This is a genomic window from Pelomonas sp. BJYL3 (assembly GCF_027257975.1).
Lineage (GTDB): Bacteria > Pseudomonadota > Gammaproteobacteria > Burkholderiales > Burkholderiaceae_C > Roseateles_B > Roseateles_B flavus.
The window spans coordinates 372,052-387,900 of sequence record NZ_JANZKX010000004.1 but is presented as its reverse complement, the minus strand read 5'-3'; the positions used below and the strand labels follow the sequence as shown (position 1 = coordinate 387,900).

Sequence of the window (15,849 nt, the reverse complement as noted above, 5' to 3'; positions counted from 1 at the left end):
TGTGATCGAGAACCCGGTGTTCTCAGGCGCTAGCCTAAACCCTCCGCGAGCCAGGCCAAGCGTTCTTGGATGGTCTGCAGCCCGCCGGCCCTGGACTGCAGGGGCAGCCGACAGGGGCCAGGACCGGGGCAAAAAAAGACCCCGGGCAGCGGGGCTGCGCGGGGTCGCATGGGGCGGGGCGCAGGCCCCGCGCCGGACTTACTTGAAGTCGTAGGACAGCGTGAACTTCACCGAACGGGGGGCGGTGTAGCTCAGCGTGCGGCCAAAGGTGGGCGACACGGCATCGCCATCCAGGTAGGTCTCGTCCACGTTCTGGGCGACCTGGCGGTTCAGGAGGTTGAACACGTCCATGCGCAGGGTCAGGCCCTTGACGGTCGCCGGGCGGTAGACCACGTTCATGTCGAAGCGGGTGTCCCAGGACAGGCGGCCGAAGGTGCCGCGCGGCGAGGGCTTGCCGTCGCAGTAGTGGTAGGACGAGCCGTAGCCCTGGTCACCCGTCGGGTTGCTGCCGGCATAGGCGCCCAGGCAGTTGGTCGGACGACCGGCCGCCAGCAGCACGTTGCCGCCCACCTGCCACTGGTCATTCAGCTCCACGAAGCCGAAGGCCTTGATCTGGTGGCGACGGTCGTTGGGCAGGTAGCCGTAGGCGTGCTCCATGATGCCGGAGTGGTCCCAGGTCTGGGTGGCGGACACATCGGTCTGGCCCACGTCGGACAGGGTCTGGCCTTCGGTATTGCCCTTGTTGTAGGACAGGGTGTAGTTGATCTTGCCGTACCAGCCGTCACGGAAGGGATGCTCGGCGAAGAAGTCCAGGGCGAGGTAGCTGCGGCTGGGCGCCTTGCGCTGGCCGGGGTTGTCGGCGAAGCCCATGTCGGCGGCCGAGAGGGTCACCGGCACGAAGGTCTTGCCGTCGCCCGAGTAGTTCACCAGGAAGGTGTTGCTGCGGCCCGGGTTGATGGACGCGCAGGTGAAGCCGCCCCAGTGGCTGGCGTCGATGCCGTGGTCCTCGGCGTACTTGTTGAAGGGCGTCTGGTCGCAGTAATCGTCGATGGTCGAGATCATCTTGCGATAGGTCAGCTTCGCCCCGACGTTCAGGCGCTCGGTCAGCGTGCGCTCGATGCCCAGGGTGATCTCGTCCTGTGCGGCGGCCTTCAGGTCCTGGGCCGCGACGGTCTGGTAGAGCTTGGCCTGGCCGAACTCGTTGTCCGGCGAGCCGGTGGCCAGCAGCACCGGGTTGATGGGCGCGCCCTTGGCATCGACGCCGGAGTAGGTGGAGTAGGTGTCGATGTAGGTGGAGCGGCTGGCACCGCGCACGGCGATGTGCGTCGGGATCTGGATGGCGTAGCGGCCCACGCTGCCGAACACGTGCGTGGTCTTGTCGCTCAGCGGATCCAGCGAGAAGGCCAGGCGCGGGTTCAGGTTCTTGTTCTTCAGGAAGGTCTGGCCGTCGCCGTTCTTGTTCTCGTAGGTCTCGTTGCGCAGGCCGGCGGTCACCAGCAGGTCCTTGGTGACCTGGTACTTGTCCTCGATGTACTGCGCGGCCTGGGTGGACTCGGCGTTGGTGATGTCGTCGAACTGCGTGGCGCGCACGTAGTAGCCCTGCGTGCCCAGCTGGCCGCCGGCGGCCGGGATGATGGAGCCCACGCTGCGCAGGTTGGTGACCGGCACCGTGCCGTCCGGCGAGGCGGCCGACTTGAAGTAGGTGTAGGTGATGCCACCCGCGGTGCTCTCACCGGCGTTGATGGAGCGCAGGGTGTTGTTGTCGATGCCGGCGCGCACCGTGTGCTTGCCGTGCTGCCATTCGATGTCCAGGCGGGTGGACTTGACCTTGTCCTTGGCACCTGCGGCCAGCAGCCGCTCGCCCGCGAAGGGCTGGCCGTCAGTGTTGTAGACCACGCCAGGCGCGCGATTCTCGGCACTGGCGATCACGCCAGGCATGCTGACGTCATAGTCGGCCAGGGACTGGGTATGCGGCGAGCTGCTCTGCCCATGTAGCACGGTCAGGGTCAGGTCTTGCGTCAGGCTACCCGTGTACTTCAGGATCTGGGATTTGGCGCCGACGCCGTCGTTCTTGCCGGCGACATCGTTGAAGACTGAGACACCGGAGGCCGCTACACCGCGCGAGTCGGTGGTGTAGTCAAAGGCGCTCAGGCGCTCTTCGCGGCGATAGCTGTCGCCCAGCAGCGTGAGCTCCAGGTGATGATCGTCCGTCACATTCCAGTCGAATTTGGTCATGTAGCGGTTGTTGACGTTGTGCGCCTCGGTACCGCCGGAGGCCGACGAAGGCGACTCCGGGTTGAAGGCCAACGTCACAAAGCGTTCGTTGTGCGTCAGGCGCTCCACCGCTGCAAACATGAACAGCTTGTCCTTGATCAGCGGGCCGCCGATGTAGGCGCCGATGGAGGTCTCGCTCTCGGTGTCGTGGCGACGCGAGGTGTGGATCTTGCCGTCCGTGCCGGGATTCTTCCCCGTGTTGGGATAGAAGATGTCCTTGCGCGTGCCACGCAGGCTGTTGGGCGTGAAGCTCATGCTCACGCCACCTTCCCAGGTGTTGCCGCCGCTCTTGGTGGTGATGTTGACCACGCCGCCGGTGGAACGGCCGAACTCGGCGCCGAAGCCGCCGGTCAGGATCTGCGCGTTGGCGATGGCGCCGAAGGGCAGCTCGGAGGAGCCCAGCTGGGTCAGCGGGTTGGTGACCGGGAAGCCGTTGATGTAGTACGCGTTCTCGGAGGCCGCACCGCCGCCGAAGCTGGCGCCGCCGGCATAGCGGCTGTCGGCCTTGGTGGTGTTGGGGGCCAGCTGGATGATGCCGTCGATGGACTTGGCCACGGGCAGGCGGTCCAGCTGCGCGGCGCTGAAGGTGGCGCCATTGTTGGAGTTGGCCATGTCCAGGCGGGCGACCTTGCCCGTCACCTCGACGGTGCTGAGGGTCTGGGTCGAGCCGAACAGCAGCTCGGAACCCTGGCCGATGCGGACTTCCACGCCGTCGCGGGTCGAGACCACGGCGCCGTCCTTCATCAGGGTGACCTTGTAGGTGCCGGCGGGCAGGGCGGTCACGTTGAAGCGGCCGCTTTCATCCAGGGTGATGGTGCGCTTGGCACCGGTGGCGGCGTTCTCCACCACCAGGGTGCTGCCCTTGGCGTTGGCGGCCTGGCCGTAGATGGTGCCGACGGTGTTGGATTGCGCGTAGACGGCGGAACTGGCCAGCATCAGGCTGATGGCGGCGGCCAGCGACGACTGGCGGAGCATGGAAAGCTTCATGGGCGGGAATCCCTCGTGTTGGTTGAGCCACGTTGGCCCGCCCCGGTTAGCGCTCAACGGTAGCGGGCGCGGCCTTTGTGGCGAGCCCGTGCATTGCAAGCCTTTCTGGCGCCGTCGGCCTTGGGGTAAGGCCTAGGCGCGCAGCGGCGCCACACCGTGAGAAATGCCCGGAATTCGGAAGAAACAAGGACTTGCGCGCGTCCAGACTCTTGCAAGAGCCGGGCCACTTCACCTTCTTTTACAAGCTGCAGCCGGGCAATCGTCGCCGTCAGGCAACAGTCAGCATCCTGCCAAAGGGCGATCGGACCGGGTGCTCAGGCCTGCAGCGATTCCACCTGCACCGGCACGCGCCGGGTGACCGCGCACATCAGCTCGTAGCCGATGGTGCCGGCGGCACGGGCGACTTCGTCGATGGAGAGCACGGCGCCCTTGCTGCTCTGGCCCCACAGGGTCACCTCGGAACCGAAGCCGGCCTGGGGCAGCTCGCTGAGGTCCACGGCCAGCATGTCCATGGAGACGCGGCCCACGGTCTGGCTGCGCTGGCCGTCCACCAGCACCGGCGTGCCGCTGCCGGCATGGCGGGGGTAGCCGTCGGCATAGCCGCAGGCCACGGTGCCGATGCGCATGGGGCGCTCCGCCACGAAGGTGCTGCCGTAGCCCACGGAGTCACCCGGCTGCAGCTGCTGCACGGCGATGACCTTGGCGCGCAGGCTCATGCCGGGCTTGAGGTCCCAGTGCGCCATGTCGTGCTCGGGGTAGTCCGGCACGCCGCCATAGCTCATGATGCCGGCGCGCACCCAGTCGGCCCGGACTTCCGGACGCTGGTTGTAGCGCAAGGTGGCGGCGCTGTTTGAAAGCGAGCGCTCACCTGGCAGGTCATGGGTGGCTTCGGTCCAGGCGGCCATCTGGTGGGCGATGCCGTCCTCGCCGAAGCGCCGGGCGTCGGCGTCGGAGAAGTGCGTCATCAGGGAGATCTCGTCGACCTGGGGCAGGGCGTTGAGCCGGGTCCAGGCGGCGCGGAAGGCCTGGGGGGTGAAACCCAGGCGGTTCATGCCGCTGTTCATCTTGAGGAAGACGCGGTGGGGCTCGTGCGTCTTGTGCATGGCCAGCCAGTCGATCTGCTGCTCGCAGTGCACGGCATGCCAGAGCTTCAGGCGCGAGCACAGTTCGAGGTCGCGCGCCTCGAAGCAGCCTTCCAGCAGCAGGATGGGGCCGCGCCAGCCCAGCTCGCGCAGCAGCTGGGCCTCGTCCAGGTCCAGCAGCGCGAAGCCATCAGCGGCACGGAAGGCCTCGAAGACGTTGGCCACGCCATGCCCGTAGGCATTGGCCTTGACCACCGCCCAGACTTGGGCATCCGGGGCGCAGGCGCGGGCGCGGGCCAGGTTGTGGGCCAGATGGGCGGGGTGGATCAGGGCTTGGATGGGACGCGGCATGGCTGCCATTGTGGCAGCAAAGCCCGAGGGTTTGCCCTAGGGCAAGGACTTGCCCGCACGAGGCGGGGCGCTGGCCTGCCCTGGATTGGGTCACGGGCGGCGCCCTGTACGGGTCTGCTGCCGGCCGGGCTTGCCGCCTGTCGGCCGTGCGCCCCGGCTGCGAAGGATTGCAGTGGCCTGCCCGGACGCCGGCCCCTGACGTCATGGCATGCACAGGTGTGCGTGCTATAAACCCGCCGCAGCATGGCCCGCTTGTGAAGTTTTGTGAGGCGTTTACGGGGGCACGGCTTCTCTTTCCTTTGCTTCGATAAGACAGGCATTCACAAGCTCGGGTCCATGAAAAAAGGCTTCTACACCATCATGGCGGCGCAGTTCTTCAGCTCGCTGGCTGATAACGCGCTGTTTGTCGCTGCCGTGGAGTTGCTGCGCAGTGGCGGGTCTCCGGAATGGCAGCGCGCGGCCCTTGTGCCCATGTTTGCGCTGTTCTACGTGGTGCTGGCCCCCTTTGTCGGGGCCTTCGCCGATGCGGTGCCCAAGGGCCGGGTGATGTTCGTCTCGAACAGCATCAAGGTCGTGGGCTGCCTGCTCATGCTGACGGGACTGCACCCGCTGCTGGCCTATGCGGTCGTTGGCCTCGGTGCAGCGGCCTACTCGCCGGCCAAGTACGGCATCCTGACCGAGCTGTTGCCGCCGTCGCAACTGGTCAAGGCCAATGGTTGGATCGAGGGCCTGACCATTACCTCGATCATCCTTGGCGTGCTGCTGGGCGGCCAGCTGGTCGGGCAGCACATCGCGCCGCGGCTGCTGGCGCTGGACTTGCCTCTGGTCGATACCGGTATCGATACCCCTGCCGAGGCGGCCATCGCCGCTCTGGTGAGCCTTTATCTGCTGGCCGCGGCCTTCAACCTGCGCATCCCGCGCACCGACAGCGCCCTGCAGCCCATGGGCCGGGACCTGCTCTACCTGGTGCGCGATTTCGCCAACTGCAATTCGCGTCTCTGGCAAGACAAGCTGGGCCAGATCTCCCTCGCCACCACGACCCTGTTCTGGGGCGTCTCCGGCAATTTGCGCTACATCGTGCTGGCCTGGGCTCTTGCCGCGCTGGGCTATGGCACGACGCAGGCCTCCAGCCTGGTCGGGGTCGTTGCCATCGGCACCGCTGCGGGTGCTGTGGTGGCGTCCATGGTCATGCGCCTGGACAAGGCAACGGCCGTGGTGCCTCTGGGCATCGTCATGGGCTTGCTGGTCATCCTCATGAACTTCATCCACAACGTGTGGATCGCTGCGCCTTTCCTGATCCTGCTCGGCGGCATCGGTGGTTACCTCGTCGTCCCCATGAACGCGCTGCTGCAGCACCGGGGCCACAACCTCATGGGCGCCGGCCGCTCCATCGCGGTGCAGAACTTCAACGAGCAGGCCTGCATCCTGGGCCTGGGCGCGCTGTACACGGGCATGACCCGCGTCGGCATGTCGGCCTTCGGCGCCATCACCATCTTCGGCCTGGTCGTGGCCGGCACCATGTGGCTGATCCAGCGCTGGCACCGCAGCAACTGCGTCCAGCACGCCGAGGAAGTGCAGCGCCTGCTGGCCATCGCGCGCAGCGACAAGCACTGAGTCCGGTCGGCGGACCAGCAAAAGGAAAAGGGGCGCTGCGAGCGCCCCTTCTTCATGGTCGGTCCGAAGCGCTCAGGCCTTCTTCTTTCCGCCCGTGTTGCCGTTGAGCACGCCTTCGATGTGCTCGCTCCAGGCGCGGGCGATCTTGAAGCAGCCACTGTGGTTCAGGTGGATCTCGTTGAACCAGTCCCCGCTGTTGCCGCTGGAGCCGGGCGCGGCCAGGGCCAGGGGCACGGCGGTGGAGTCGAAGACATGCAGGCCGGGGTAGAGCTGCTGGTCGGCGGCCAGGCGCTTGAGCAGCTGGGCGAGGTGGTAGACCATCAGCCGGCTCACCGCGGCCCAGTCAGCCGCCGGGATGGCATAGGCCTTCAGTGCGGGGTAGAGCCAGGGGCCCGAGGCGTCCTCGGCGCCGGCAGGGCGGGGCATGGGCACGGCATAGCTGTGCATGAAGACCGGCTTGCCCGCCGAGCGGCCCTGGTCGCGCAGGCTCAGCAGATGGCGCAGGTTGGCGCTGAGGTAGTCGGCATAGGTGGCCCAGCCGGGTTCGGAGAAATAGCGGGCGACGCCGGCCGAGGGCGGGCCCCATTCGGTCTGGCGGCGCAGCAGGCGCAGATGCAGGGCCACGGGCTCGCCGCCGGGCAGGTGGGCCGGGGTCTGGGCGGCCTTCACCAGGTCATTGCCACCGACCGACAGCAGGATGCCGTCCCAGACCGGGGCGTCGTCGGCACTTAGCAGGCGCACGAACTCGGGCGCGGATTCCAGGTCCACCATGTGGCTCAGGGCATTGCTCTGGCCGGCGCAGTTGACGGCGAGGGCCTTGTCCCGGAAGACCAGCTCCTCCAGCAGATTGGCGTGCGCATTCATCTGCGCGGCGGTGAAGCTGAACCAGGAATCGCCCTGGGCCAGCAGGCGCCAGCGGAAGGCGCTGAGGTCGGGTGCCGGTTTCGCTTGCAGATCAGCCGGGGTCAAGCAGGCCAAGTGGTCCAAGTCGGGCTCTCCCTAGTTCATGAGGCTCATCGGAGGGGGGCCGGCCTCCCGGAGGCTGGCCGCACGGCGTCCCGATTGGAGTACGGTTCTCCTTCCGGACACCATGCTATAAACCCTGGGCATTGTGGGTCGGCAGTGTGTCGGCTTCCCAATGGATTTCAAGGGGTTGTTGCAGCGAGCCAACCCATGCCCTGTAAGCAGTGACATGGTCCGCACGGCCCTGCTGCCCCCGAGGCATGACCTGACCCCATCGTTTCACCCGGCCCTCGCATTCGCCGGGCTCTTGCACGCCTCGCTGCATGGCATTCCTCGGTCTGATCTTCAACGCCCTGGTCTGGGGCCTGTCCTGGTGGCCCTTTCGCCAGTTCCAGTCCGCCGGGCTCCACCCGCTGTGGGCCACGGTCTCCTTCTTCTTTCTGTCCTGGCTGGTGATCCTGCTGCTGCGCCGCGAGGCCTGGCGGGAGTTGCTGGCCACGCCCTCGCTGTGGCCCATCATGCTGGCCGCCGGCGTCACCAACACCTTCTTCAACTGGGGCGTGGCCACCGGCGACGTGGTGCGGGTGGTGCTGCTGTTCTACCTGATGCCGCTGTGGGCGGTGCTGCTGGCGCGGCTGATCCTGGGCGAGCACCTGACCCGGCTGGCCCTGCTGCGCATGGCCCTGGCCCTGGGGGGCGCGGCGGCGGTGCTGGCGCCGGCCGGCGGCGGGCTGCCCCTGCCGGCCAGCCTCTCGGACTGGCTCGGCGTGCTGGGCGGCATGTCCTTTGCGCTGAACAACGTCATGCTGCGCCGCGAGGCCGGCCGCAGCCCCGAGGCCCGCGCCCTGGCCATGTTCAGCGGCGGCGTGGGCGTCTCGGCCCTGGCGGCCACGCTGATGGCGTCGCAGGGCCTGGCGCCCTGGCCGGCCCTGGCCTCGCCGTGGTGGGTGCTGCCGCTGGCGGGCATGGCCGTGCTGTTCTTCCTCTCCAATCTGTCGCTGCAATATGGGGCAGCGCGGCTGCCGGCCAACGTGACGGCCATCGTGATGCTTTGCGAGGTGCCCTTCGCGGCCCTCTCGTCCCTGGCCTGGGGCGGCGGGACCCTGGGCCTGCGCACGGCCGTCGGCGGCCTGTGCATCGTCGGAGCGGCCCTGCTGGCTGCGCTGGAGAAGCGGCAGGGCTAATATCCGGCTTCCCAAGGAGCGCGCCATGGCACAACAGACGATCTACGACTTCAACGCCACCTCCATCGACGGCCAGCCCTTCTCGCTGGCCGCCGAGCACGGCAAGGTGCTGCTTGTCGTCAACACGGCCAGCGAATGCGGCTTCACGCCGCAGTTCAAGGGGCTGGAGCAGCTCTGGCACGACTACCGCACCCGTGGCCTGGTCGTCATCGGCTTCCCCAGCAACGAGTTCGGCGGGCAGGACCCCGGCACGAACGACGAAATCTCGTCCTTCTGCGAAATCAACTACGGCGTCACCTTCCCCATGATGGCCAAGGTGGAAGTCAACGGCGAGAAGGCCGATCCGCTCTGGCAGTGGCTCAAGAAGGAAAAGCCGGGCCTGCTGGGCACGCAGGCGATCAAGTGGAACTTCACCAAGTTCCTGATCGGCCGTGACGGGCGCGTGCTGCGCCGCTACGCCCCCAACGACACACCGGAATCACTGCGCGCCGACATCGAGGCCGCACTCGGCGGCTGACCCCGCCATCCTCAGCACGCCAGTGATTCGCGCAGCTGCGCGCCCTCCAGGCCGACGCGCAGGGTGCGCGCCTGCAGGCGCAGGCTGCCGCCGCGCGCGAACTCCAGCTGCAGCGCCAGCCGGCCTGCGTAGAGCGCTGGCAGCTGCGGGGTCAGGTCTTGCCCGTCCCGGCTCAGCCGGGCCTGGGCGATGCGCCCCGGCGTGAAGTCCCGCAGCGTCCAGACCTCCAGGCCGGACCACTGCAGCCGCAGGGGCCAGACCCAGCCCTGCACCGGCTCGCGCTGGCTGGGGCTGTGCCAGTGCACGAGGGCGCTGGAGAGCTCGATGAGGCCGTCGTCGCCCTCCCGCCCCAGCCGCAGCAGCTCCGAGTCCTGCAGGACCAGGGTCAGGGGCGAGGGCCAGTCGGCGAGGGCCTGGACGGGCACCTGGGGGGGCACGGAGTCAGGCGGGGAATGCATGGCTTCATTGTCGACGCCATCCCTAGCACATCAACCGAAGTGATCCCGTTGCCCCTGTCTCCCTCTCCTACAGTTGTTATGACTTTGTAAATGGGAGCAAGTCATGACGAGGACGAGAGCAAGAACCCCCGTGGCCGCGGCCGTCGCGGCGCTGACCCTGGCCGCCTGCGCGCTGTGGCAGCCCATCAAGCCCACGCCCGACAACACGCCGCTGCCGGACCCCGTCGGCCCGATGTCCGTGGTCACCCTCGACCAGGGCTGGGACCAGTTCACGCGCATGTCCTACTGGTTCACCTCCCAGGGCTCCCAGATCGTGCCCTACCGCTGGTTCCTGGTGCTGGAGCAGGCCCACAGCACCGAGCGGTTCCGCAGCGACGCCCACATCGAGCAGCTGGGCTACCTGCCCGCCGCGCCGGGCCCGGGCGCCTGGAACCCGGACGGCCTGCCCGTGGGCTTCACCAAGGCCAGCAGCAAGGGCCAGGACTGGATGGGCATGAGCTGCGCCGCCTGCCACACCGGCCAGATCAACTACAAGGGCCGCGGCCTGCGCATCGACGGCGCACCGGCCCTGTCGAGCTTCGACCGCTTCTACGCCGAGCTGGTGGCGGCCCTGCAGGCCACGCAGGCGGACGAGGCCAAGTTCCAGCGCTTTGCCACCGCCCTGGGCCAGACCAGCCCCGCCCAGCAGCAGGCCCTGCGCGATGATCTCGCCCGCCAGACGCGTGACTCCGCCGCCCGCCTGGCCCTGAACAGGCCGACCTACGACCCCGGCCACGCCCGCCTGGACGCCTTCGGCAACATCTTCAACGAGGTGCTGGTGACGGCCCTGGATCAGCCGAGCAACGCCCGGCCGCCCAACGCCCCGGTGTCCTACCCCTTCCTGTGGGACACCCCCCAGCACGACAAGGTGCAATGGAACGGCTCCGCGCCCAACGGTCCGCTGGGCCTGGGCGAGGTGACCCGCAATGTGGGCGAGGTGCTGGGCGTCTTCGGCGGCCTGCACATCGAGGACTGCAAGCCCCAGGGCTGCAGCTACCCCAGCACTGTGGACATCGTGGCGCTGGGTCACCTGGAGGGCTGGCTGCGCAGCCTGTGGTCGCCGCAATGGGACGAGAAGGTGCTGGGCCCGCTGGATCGCGAGCTCGCCCGCAAGGGCGAGGCGATATATGGCCAGCAGTGCGCGCAGTGCCACCTGCCCATCGAGCGCACCAATCCCTACCGCCGGATCACCGCGCAGATGCATGACGTCGGCACCGACCCGGCCATGGCCACCGCAGTCGCCATGCGCCAGGCCCTGACCGGGCGGCTGCAGGGCACGCCCATCATCACCAGCCTCCCGAAGCGCTTCGGTGACAAGGACGGCGGGGCCACCATCGTGGTCCAGGGCGCGCTGGGTGTGATGTTGAGCACCAAGGAGGCCCGGATGGCGACGCTGCGGGCGCTGATCATCCAGTACGAGGCCCAGCTGGCCGACGAGCTGCGCGGCGCCGGCCAGTTCAAGGCACCGGCCGGCTGGACGCACGAGAAGCCCTCCGAGGAGCTGCTCAACAAGGTGCTGGCCACACCCGCACCTCACGAAGATCCGCCGCCCAGCCTGGCGACCTACAAGGCGCGGCCGCTCAACGGCATCTGGGCCACGGCGCCCTATCTGCACAACGGCTCGGTGCCCAATCTCTGGGCCCTGCTGCAGCCGGTGGCGCAGCGGCCGGCGCGCTTCTTTGTCGGCAGCCGCGAGTTCGATCCGGTGCGCGTTGGCCAGGTCAGTGAGCAGGGCCCCTCGCTCCTGGACACCAGCCTGCCCGGCAACAGCAATCGCGGCCACCTGGCCGGCACGACCCTGCCCGAGGCGGACAAGCGCGCCCTGCTCGAGTACCTCAAGACCCTGTGAACGGTGCCGCCGCCCCGGCGCCGGGGGCGGGCGGCCGCCACAGGATGCAGCGGTAGGCCTGGCGCAGCCGGCCTTCGCGGGCCTGCTGGCCCAGCCATTCATTGACCGTTTGCCGGGAGACGTTGGCCAGCGCTGCCAGCTCCGCCTGGCTGACCCGCAGGCGCCGCCAGCCGGGCTCGCCCGGCAGCGGCTCGCCGCGTTCCTGGTCCAGCTGCTGCAGACCCAGCAGCAGGCGCTCCGCCGCCGTGGCATGGCGCGAGGCCGCCAGCAGCCCCAGGGTGCCAGCGAAGCGGCCGGCGAATTCCTGCATCAGGGCGCGCGCAAAGCCGGGCAGCTCGTCCATCAGCCGGGCATAGGCCGCCGGGCCGATGGCGATCAGCACGCTGGGGCGCAGCGCCACGGCCTCGTAGCGTGAGGGCTGACGGCACACGAAGCCGGCCAGGCCGAAGAGCCGCGGCGGCCGCATGGTCTCCAGCACCGAGACCTGGCCGTCCAGGCCGCTGAATCGGGCCTCGATCTCCCCCTGCACCACCGCGTAGAAGGCCTGGGGCTGCTGGCCCTGCAGCAGCACCGCCTCGCCCGTCGCCAGGTGCTGCAGGCGCAGCAGCGGTGCCAGGGCTTGCCAGCGGGTGTCGTCCAGGGGCAGGCCCGGCGCCAGGCTCTCGAGGACGGTGGCGAAGCCGGTCCGCAGGTCCACACGGCCGGGGGCGGCCGCGCCGACGCGGGGAGCTCGCGCCCGGGATGGGCCGGATGGGGCCCTGGCGGAGGTGCGGGGGGCAGGGGCGCGAGGGGCGCGAGGGGCGGACATGTGGAAATTGTCGGGTATCCGACCATTGCCTGCCGGCCCTGCGCCTAAGCTTCTCCCATGACCGCTCTGCCTGCTTCATCGTCCTTCGCCACCGAGCCGCCCCGGCCGCCCCGGCCGCCCCGGCCGGACTTGTCCGCCCGGTTCCGGCGCTTTGCCGATGAGGACTGCCCCGAAGATCCGCTCTACCAGGCGCTGTGCCGGCTGCTGGCGGCGCGGCCGGCCCTGCTGGCCCTGATGGACGAGGCGCCGCCCGAGCAGGCCCAGCCCAACCTCTATCTGGCGGCGCTGCATGCACGGGTGATGGCGGCGCCGCAGTCGGCCCTGGCCGCCTACTTCCCCTCCGTGGGCGGCCGGCGCCTGCCTGACGAGGCCCTGGCCGCCGTCCTCGCCGGCTTTGTCGCCGACCATGAAGCCGCGCTGCGCAGCCTGCTGCGCCACCGTGCCACGCAGACCAACGAGATCGGCCGCTGCGCCCTGCTGTGGCCCGCCCTGCAGCATCTGGCAGGGGCCGGCGGCCGGCGGCGGCTGGCCCTGTTCGACTTTGGCTGCAGCGCCGGGCTCAACCTGGGGGTGGATGCCTACCGCTACCGCTACCTCGGGGAGGATGGGCAGGCGGTCGAGGCCGGCGCGCTCGCGGACCGGGACGCTCCGCAGATCAGCTGCCGCTGGCAGGGCGCGCTGCCCCGGTCGGAGGCGGGCTTCGAGCTGGCCTTTCGGCAGGGCGTGGACCTCAGCCCGCTGCATGCCGCCGAGCCGGAGGACGCCCGCTGGCTGCTGGCCTGCCTGTGGCCGCATGACCAGGAGCGCCGCGAGCGCCTGCAGTCCGCCCTGGCCCTGGCGCGGCAGCGCGCCTGGCCGGTGCAGGCGGCGGACGACGGCCTGGCGCGGCTCGAGGCCTGGCTGGACGGCCTGCCCCCAGAGGTGCAGCCGGTGCTCTTCCACAGCTGGGTGCTCTACTACTTCCAGGCGGCGGACCGCCGGCGCCATGGGCAGCGCGTCGAGCGGCTGATGGCGCAGCGGGGCCTGTGGTGGCTCTCGGCCGAGTCCCTGGCTGACAGCGACTGGCCCGCCGACGCCGCGCTGGCTCCCCGGCCCGACGGCGTGTCCGCGGGCAGCGCCACGCTGTGGCAATGGCGCCGGGCCGGGCAGGCGCCCCAGGCCCTGGCCTGGTCGCATCCGCATGGGCGCTTCGCGCACTGGCTGGCGCCCGCGGTGGGCGCTCCGGGCGCGCGCTGACGGGTGCCCTTCGGCACGCGAACAGGGCCGGCTCCCTGGCATAGACTCCCGCGCAGTGGCCCTGCGGCACAGCCGGCGCGGGGCAAGCCTCCCCTCATCAGGGACGAAGGCGCCCGCCAGGGCCTGGCGGGCCTGGGCTGCCGGCTGCGAGGCCAGGCGCCAGGCCCCCGGCCGCATAATGGCAGGCTGTCTCAGACCCCGGAGTGACCTGCCATGTTCCAACACGTTGACGCCTACGCTGGCGACCCCATCCTCAGCCTGAACGAAGCCTTCCAGAAGGATCCGCGGGCCGGCAAGATCAACCTGTCCATTGGCATCTACTTCGACAACGACGGCCGCATTCCCATGATGGATTCGGTCCGCAAGGCCGAGCTGGCCGTCGTCGAGTCCGCCGGCGCGCGACCCTACCTGCCCATGGAAGGCCTGGCCGCCTTCCGCACCGAGGTGCAGGCGCTGCTGTTTGGCCGCGACGCCGAGGTGCTGAAGGCGGGCCGCGTGGCCACCGTCCAGAGCGTGGGTTCCAGCGGCGGCCTGAAGGTCGGCGCCGACTTCATCAAGCGCTACTTCCCCGAGAGCGCGATCTACGTCTCCGACCCCACCTGGGACAACCACCGCGCCGTCTTCGAAGGCTCGGGCATCGCGGTCAAGACCTATCCCTACTACGACCCGGTCACCGGCGGCGTGCGCTTCAAGGAGCTGCTGGAGGCCGTGCAGGCCATGCCCGCCAAGAGCGTGGTGCTGCTGCACGCCTGCTGCCACAACCCCACCGGCGTGGACCTGACCCCCACCCAGTGGGACACCCTGATCCCCCTGCTGAAGCAGCGCGAGCTGCTGCCCTTCCTGGACATCGCCTACCAGGGCTATGGTGAAGGCCTGGAGCAGGACGCCTTCGCCATCCGCGCCATGGCCGATGCCGGCCTGTGCTTCTTCGTGGCCAACAGCTTCTCCAAGAACATGAGCCTCTACGGCGAGCGCTGTGGCGGCCTCTCCGTCGTCTGCCCAGACGCCCAGCAGGCCACGCACGTGCTCGGCCAGCTCAAGGCCACCATCCGCCGCAACTACTCCAACCCGCCGATGCACGGCGGCCAGCTCGTCGCCAAGGTGCTGGGCGACCCGGCCCTGCGCGCTCTGTGGGAAGGCGAAGTCGAGGAGATGCGCGAGCGCATCCTGGCCATGCGCAACGCCCTGCACCAGGTGCTGTCGGCCAAGCTGCCGGGCCGCAACTTCGACTACTTCCTGCACCAGCGCGGCATGTTCAGCTACACGGGCCTCACGCCCGCCCAGGTGGACCGCCTGAAGGACGAGTTCGGCGTCTACCTGGTCCGCTCGGGCCGCATGTGCGTTGCCGGCCTCAACACCAAGAACGTGGAAGCCGTGGCCAACGCCATGGCCGCGGTGCTGGCGTGAGCCGGGCAGGCCGCATCGCCTGGGGCGGCGCGCTGGCGCTGCTGGCCTGCGGCCTGGTCTTTTCCATCGGCCCCCGCAACGGCGAGATCGCCTGGGAGCCCGCCCCCATGACGCCCGTCCAACTGCCCGAGCAGCTGGACGCGCTGGAGGCCCAGCTGGCCATGGGCGAGGCGCGCGTCGCCGGCCTGACGCCGCAGACCGAGAAGCACATCGTCTGGGGCGACCAGGGCCGCAAACGCGCGCCCTGGGCCGTGGTCTACCTGCACGGCTTCTCCGCCACCCGCCAGGAGATGGCGCCTGTGCCCGAGCGCCTGGCCCAGGCCCTGGGCGGCAACACCTTCTACACCCGCCTGGCCGGCCACGGCCTGCCTGGCGATGCCATGGCCCAGGCCAGCCTGGGCCAGTGGAAGGCCGACGCGCTGGAGGCCCTGCAGGTGGGCCAGCGCATCGGCGAACGCGTGCTGGTGGTGGGGGCCTCCACCGGCGCCACCCTGGCCGCCTGGCTGGCCCAGCGCGAGGAAGCCAAGGACGTGGCCGGCTGGGTGCTCATCTCGCCCAACTTCGGTCCCCGCGATCCCAAGGCCGGCATCATCAACTGGCCCTGGGGCCGCAGCATCGCCCGCCTGGTGCAGGGCGCCGAGTACGAGGAGCAGCCCGCCAATGAGCGCAAGGCGCGCTTCTGGACCCACCGCTACCCCACCGAGGCGCTGTTCCCCATGATGGCCCTGGTCGAGCGCGTGCGCAGCAGCGAGCTGGGCAAGATCCAGGCGCCCACGCTGATGCTGATGTCCCCGCGCGATACCGTGATCGACGTCGCCGAAGCCCGCGCGGCCTTCGAGCGCATCGGCAGCCCGCGCAAGCAGCTGATCGAGGTCGACTACAGCGAATCGCCCGGCCAGCACGTGCTGGCAGGCGACATCGATGCCCCGCGCGCGGTGCAGCCCATGGTCGAGCAGATCCGCGAGTTCGTGGCCACCCAGGTCGAACCCCGGCCCTGAACGCGGGCCCTCGCCCCTTGCCACCTCAACAGGTGACGGTCCCCTGAAACAGGGGGCTTCTGCGCCGCAGATGCGATGGCTT

12 protein-coding genes are annotated in these 15,849 nt (G+C 69.4%); 7 read left to right on the top strand and 5 right to left on the bottom strand.

The genetic code is table 11. The features are described 5' to 3' along the window. Nucleotides 1–198: 198 nt before the first annotated feature. Nucleotides 199–3,249: a TonB-dependent receptor gene (locus tag O9Y01_RS15390; RefSeq protein ID WP_269632491.1), complete on the bottom strand. Its 3,051-nt coding sequence runs from the start codon at nt 3,247–3,249 to the stop codon at nt 199–201. A gap of 326 nt (nt 3,250–3,575) precedes the next feature. Next, entirely contained in the window at nt 3,576–4,694 is a 1,119-nt protein-coding gene (gene alr, locus O9Y01_RS15385) for an alanine racemase (RefSeq protein WP_269632490.1), read from the bottom strand. 336 nt (nt 4,695–5,030) lie between these two features. Here alr and lplT point away from each other — a divergent pair, with 336 nt between their 5' ends. After that, nucleotides 5,031–6,308 carry a lysophospholipid transporter LplT gene (gene lplT, locus O9Y01_RS15380; RefSeq protein WP_269632489.1) on the top strand — a complete coding sequence of 426 codons (1,278 nt, stop codon included), beginning with the start codon at nt 5,031–5,033 and terminating at the stop codon, nt 6,306–6,308. A 72-nt stretch (nt 6,309–6,380) separates the two neighbouring features. Here the strand turns inward: lplT and O9Y01_RS15375 are convergent, their stop codons facing one another. Further along, complete coding sequence (locus O9Y01_RS15375; RefSeq protein WP_269632488.1) at nt 6,381–7,277, bottom strand: hypothetical protein; 897 nt, start codon at nt 7,275–7,277, stop codon at nt 6,381–6,383. A gap of 317 nt (nt 7,278–7,594) precedes the next feature. Between O9Y01_RS15375 and O9Y01_RS15370 the strand changes: the two genes are divergently transcribed. Both O9Y01_RS15370 and O9Y01_RS15365 read left to right on the top strand, forming a co-directional pair. Then, a complete protein-coding gene (locus tag O9Y01_RS15370) occupies nt 7,595–8,455 on the top strand; it encodes a DMT family transporter (RefSeq protein ID WP_269632487.1) in 861 nt (286 codons plus the stop codon). 25 nt (nt 8,456–8,480) lie between these two features. Continuing rightward, nucleotides 8,481–8,972, top strand: a complete 492-nt coding sequence (locus tag O9Y01_RS15365) for a glutathione peroxidase (RefSeq protein WP_269632486.1) — start codon at nt 8,481–8,483, stop codon at nt 8,970–8,972. 11 nt (nt 8,973–8,983) lie between these two features. Here the strand turns inward: O9Y01_RS15365 and O9Y01_RS15360 are convergent, their stop codons facing one another. Further along, entirely contained in the window at nt 8,984–9,430 is a 447-nt protein-coding gene (locus tag O9Y01_RS15360; protein WP_269632485.1) for a hypothetical protein, read from the bottom strand. A gap of 103 nt (nt 9,431–9,533) precedes the next feature. Here O9Y01_RS15360 and O9Y01_RS15355 point away from each other — a divergent pair, with 103 nt between their 5' ends. Beyond that, entirely contained in the window at nt 9,534–11,318 is a 1,785-nt protein-coding gene (locus O9Y01_RS15355) for a di-heme-cytochrome C peroxidase (RefSeq protein WP_269632484.1), read from the top strand. On the opposite strand, the gene O9Y01_RS15350 is transcribed toward O9Y01_RS15355, so the two are convergent. Beyond that, on the bottom strand, nt 11,305–12,015 hold the full coding sequence (locus O9Y01_RS15350; protein WP_269632483.1) for a Crp/Fnr family transcriptional regulator: 711 nt from the start codon (nt 12,013–12,015) through the stop codon (nt 11,305–11,307). The two genes, O9Y01_RS15355 and O9Y01_RS15350, sit on opposite strands and share 14 nt — an antisense overlap. A 168-nt stretch (nt 12,016–12,183) precedes the next feature. Here O9Y01_RS15350 and O9Y01_RS15345 point away from each other — a divergent pair, with 168 nt between their 5' ends. The 3 genes from O9Y01_RS15345 (at nt 12,184) to O9Y01_RS15335 (ending at nt 15,767) form a co-directional block, all read left to right on the top strand. After that, nucleotides 12,184–13,362, top strand: a complete 1,179-nt coding sequence (locus tag O9Y01_RS15345) for a DUF2332 domain-containing protein (RefSeq protein WP_269632482.1) — start codon at nt 12,184–12,186, stop codon at nt 13,360–13,362. Between the two features lie 213 nt (nt 13,363–13,575). After that, nucleotides 13,576–14,769 carry an amino acid aminotransferase gene (locus tag O9Y01_RS15340; RefSeq protein ID WP_269632481.1) on the top strand — a complete coding sequence of 398 codons (1,194 nt, stop codon included), beginning with the start codon at nt 13,576–13,578 and terminating at the stop codon, nt 14,767–14,769. Continuing rightward, nucleotides 14,766–15,767, top strand: a complete 1,002-nt coding sequence (locus O9Y01_RS15335) for an alpha/beta hydrolase (RefSeq protein ID WP_269632480.1) — start codon at nt 14,766–14,768, stop codon at nt 15,765–15,767. The genes O9Y01_RS15340 and O9Y01_RS15335 overlap by 4 nt, the downstream gene beginning before the upstream one ends. The last annotated feature ends 82 nt before the right edge of the window (nt 15,768–15,849 follow it).

Bases quoted from the DNA above. Each gene is read 5' to 3' on its own strand.
- O9Y01_RS15390 (WP_269632491.1), bottom strand. From the start codon at position 3,249: ATGCTCCGCCAGTCGTCGCTGGCCGCCGCCATCAGCCTGATGCTGGCC.
- alr (WP_269632490.1), bottom strand. From the start codon at position 4,694: ATGCCGCGTCCCATCCAAGCCCTGATCCACCCCGCCCATCTGGCCCAC.
- lplT (WP_269632489.1), top strand. From the start codon at position 5,031: ATGAAAAAAGGCTTCTACACCATCATGGCGGCGCAGTTCTTCAGCTCG.
- O9Y01_RS15370 (WP_269632487.1), top strand. From the start codon at position 7,595: ATGGCATTCCTCGGTCTGATCTTCAACGCCCTGGTCTGGGGCCTGTCC.
- O9Y01_RS15365 (WP_269632486.1), top strand. From the start codon at position 8,481: ATGGCACAACAGACGATCTACGACTTCAACGCCACCTCCATCGACGGC.
- O9Y01_RS15360 (WP_269632485.1), bottom strand. From the start codon at position 9,430: ATGCATTCCCCGCCTGACTCCGTGCCCCCCCAGGTGCCCGTCCAGGCC.
- O9Y01_RS15355 (WP_269632484.1), top strand. From the start codon at position 9,534: ATGACGAGGACGAGAGCAAGAACCCCCGTGGCCGCGGCCGTCGCGGCG.
- O9Y01_RS15345 (WP_269632482.1), top strand. From the start codon at position 12,184: ATGACCGCTCTGCCTGCTTCATCGTCCTTCGCCACCGAGCCGCCCCGG.
- O9Y01_RS15340 (WP_269632481.1), top strand. From the start codon at position 13,576: ATGTTCCAACACGTTGACGCCTACGCTGGCGACCCCATCCTCAGCCTG.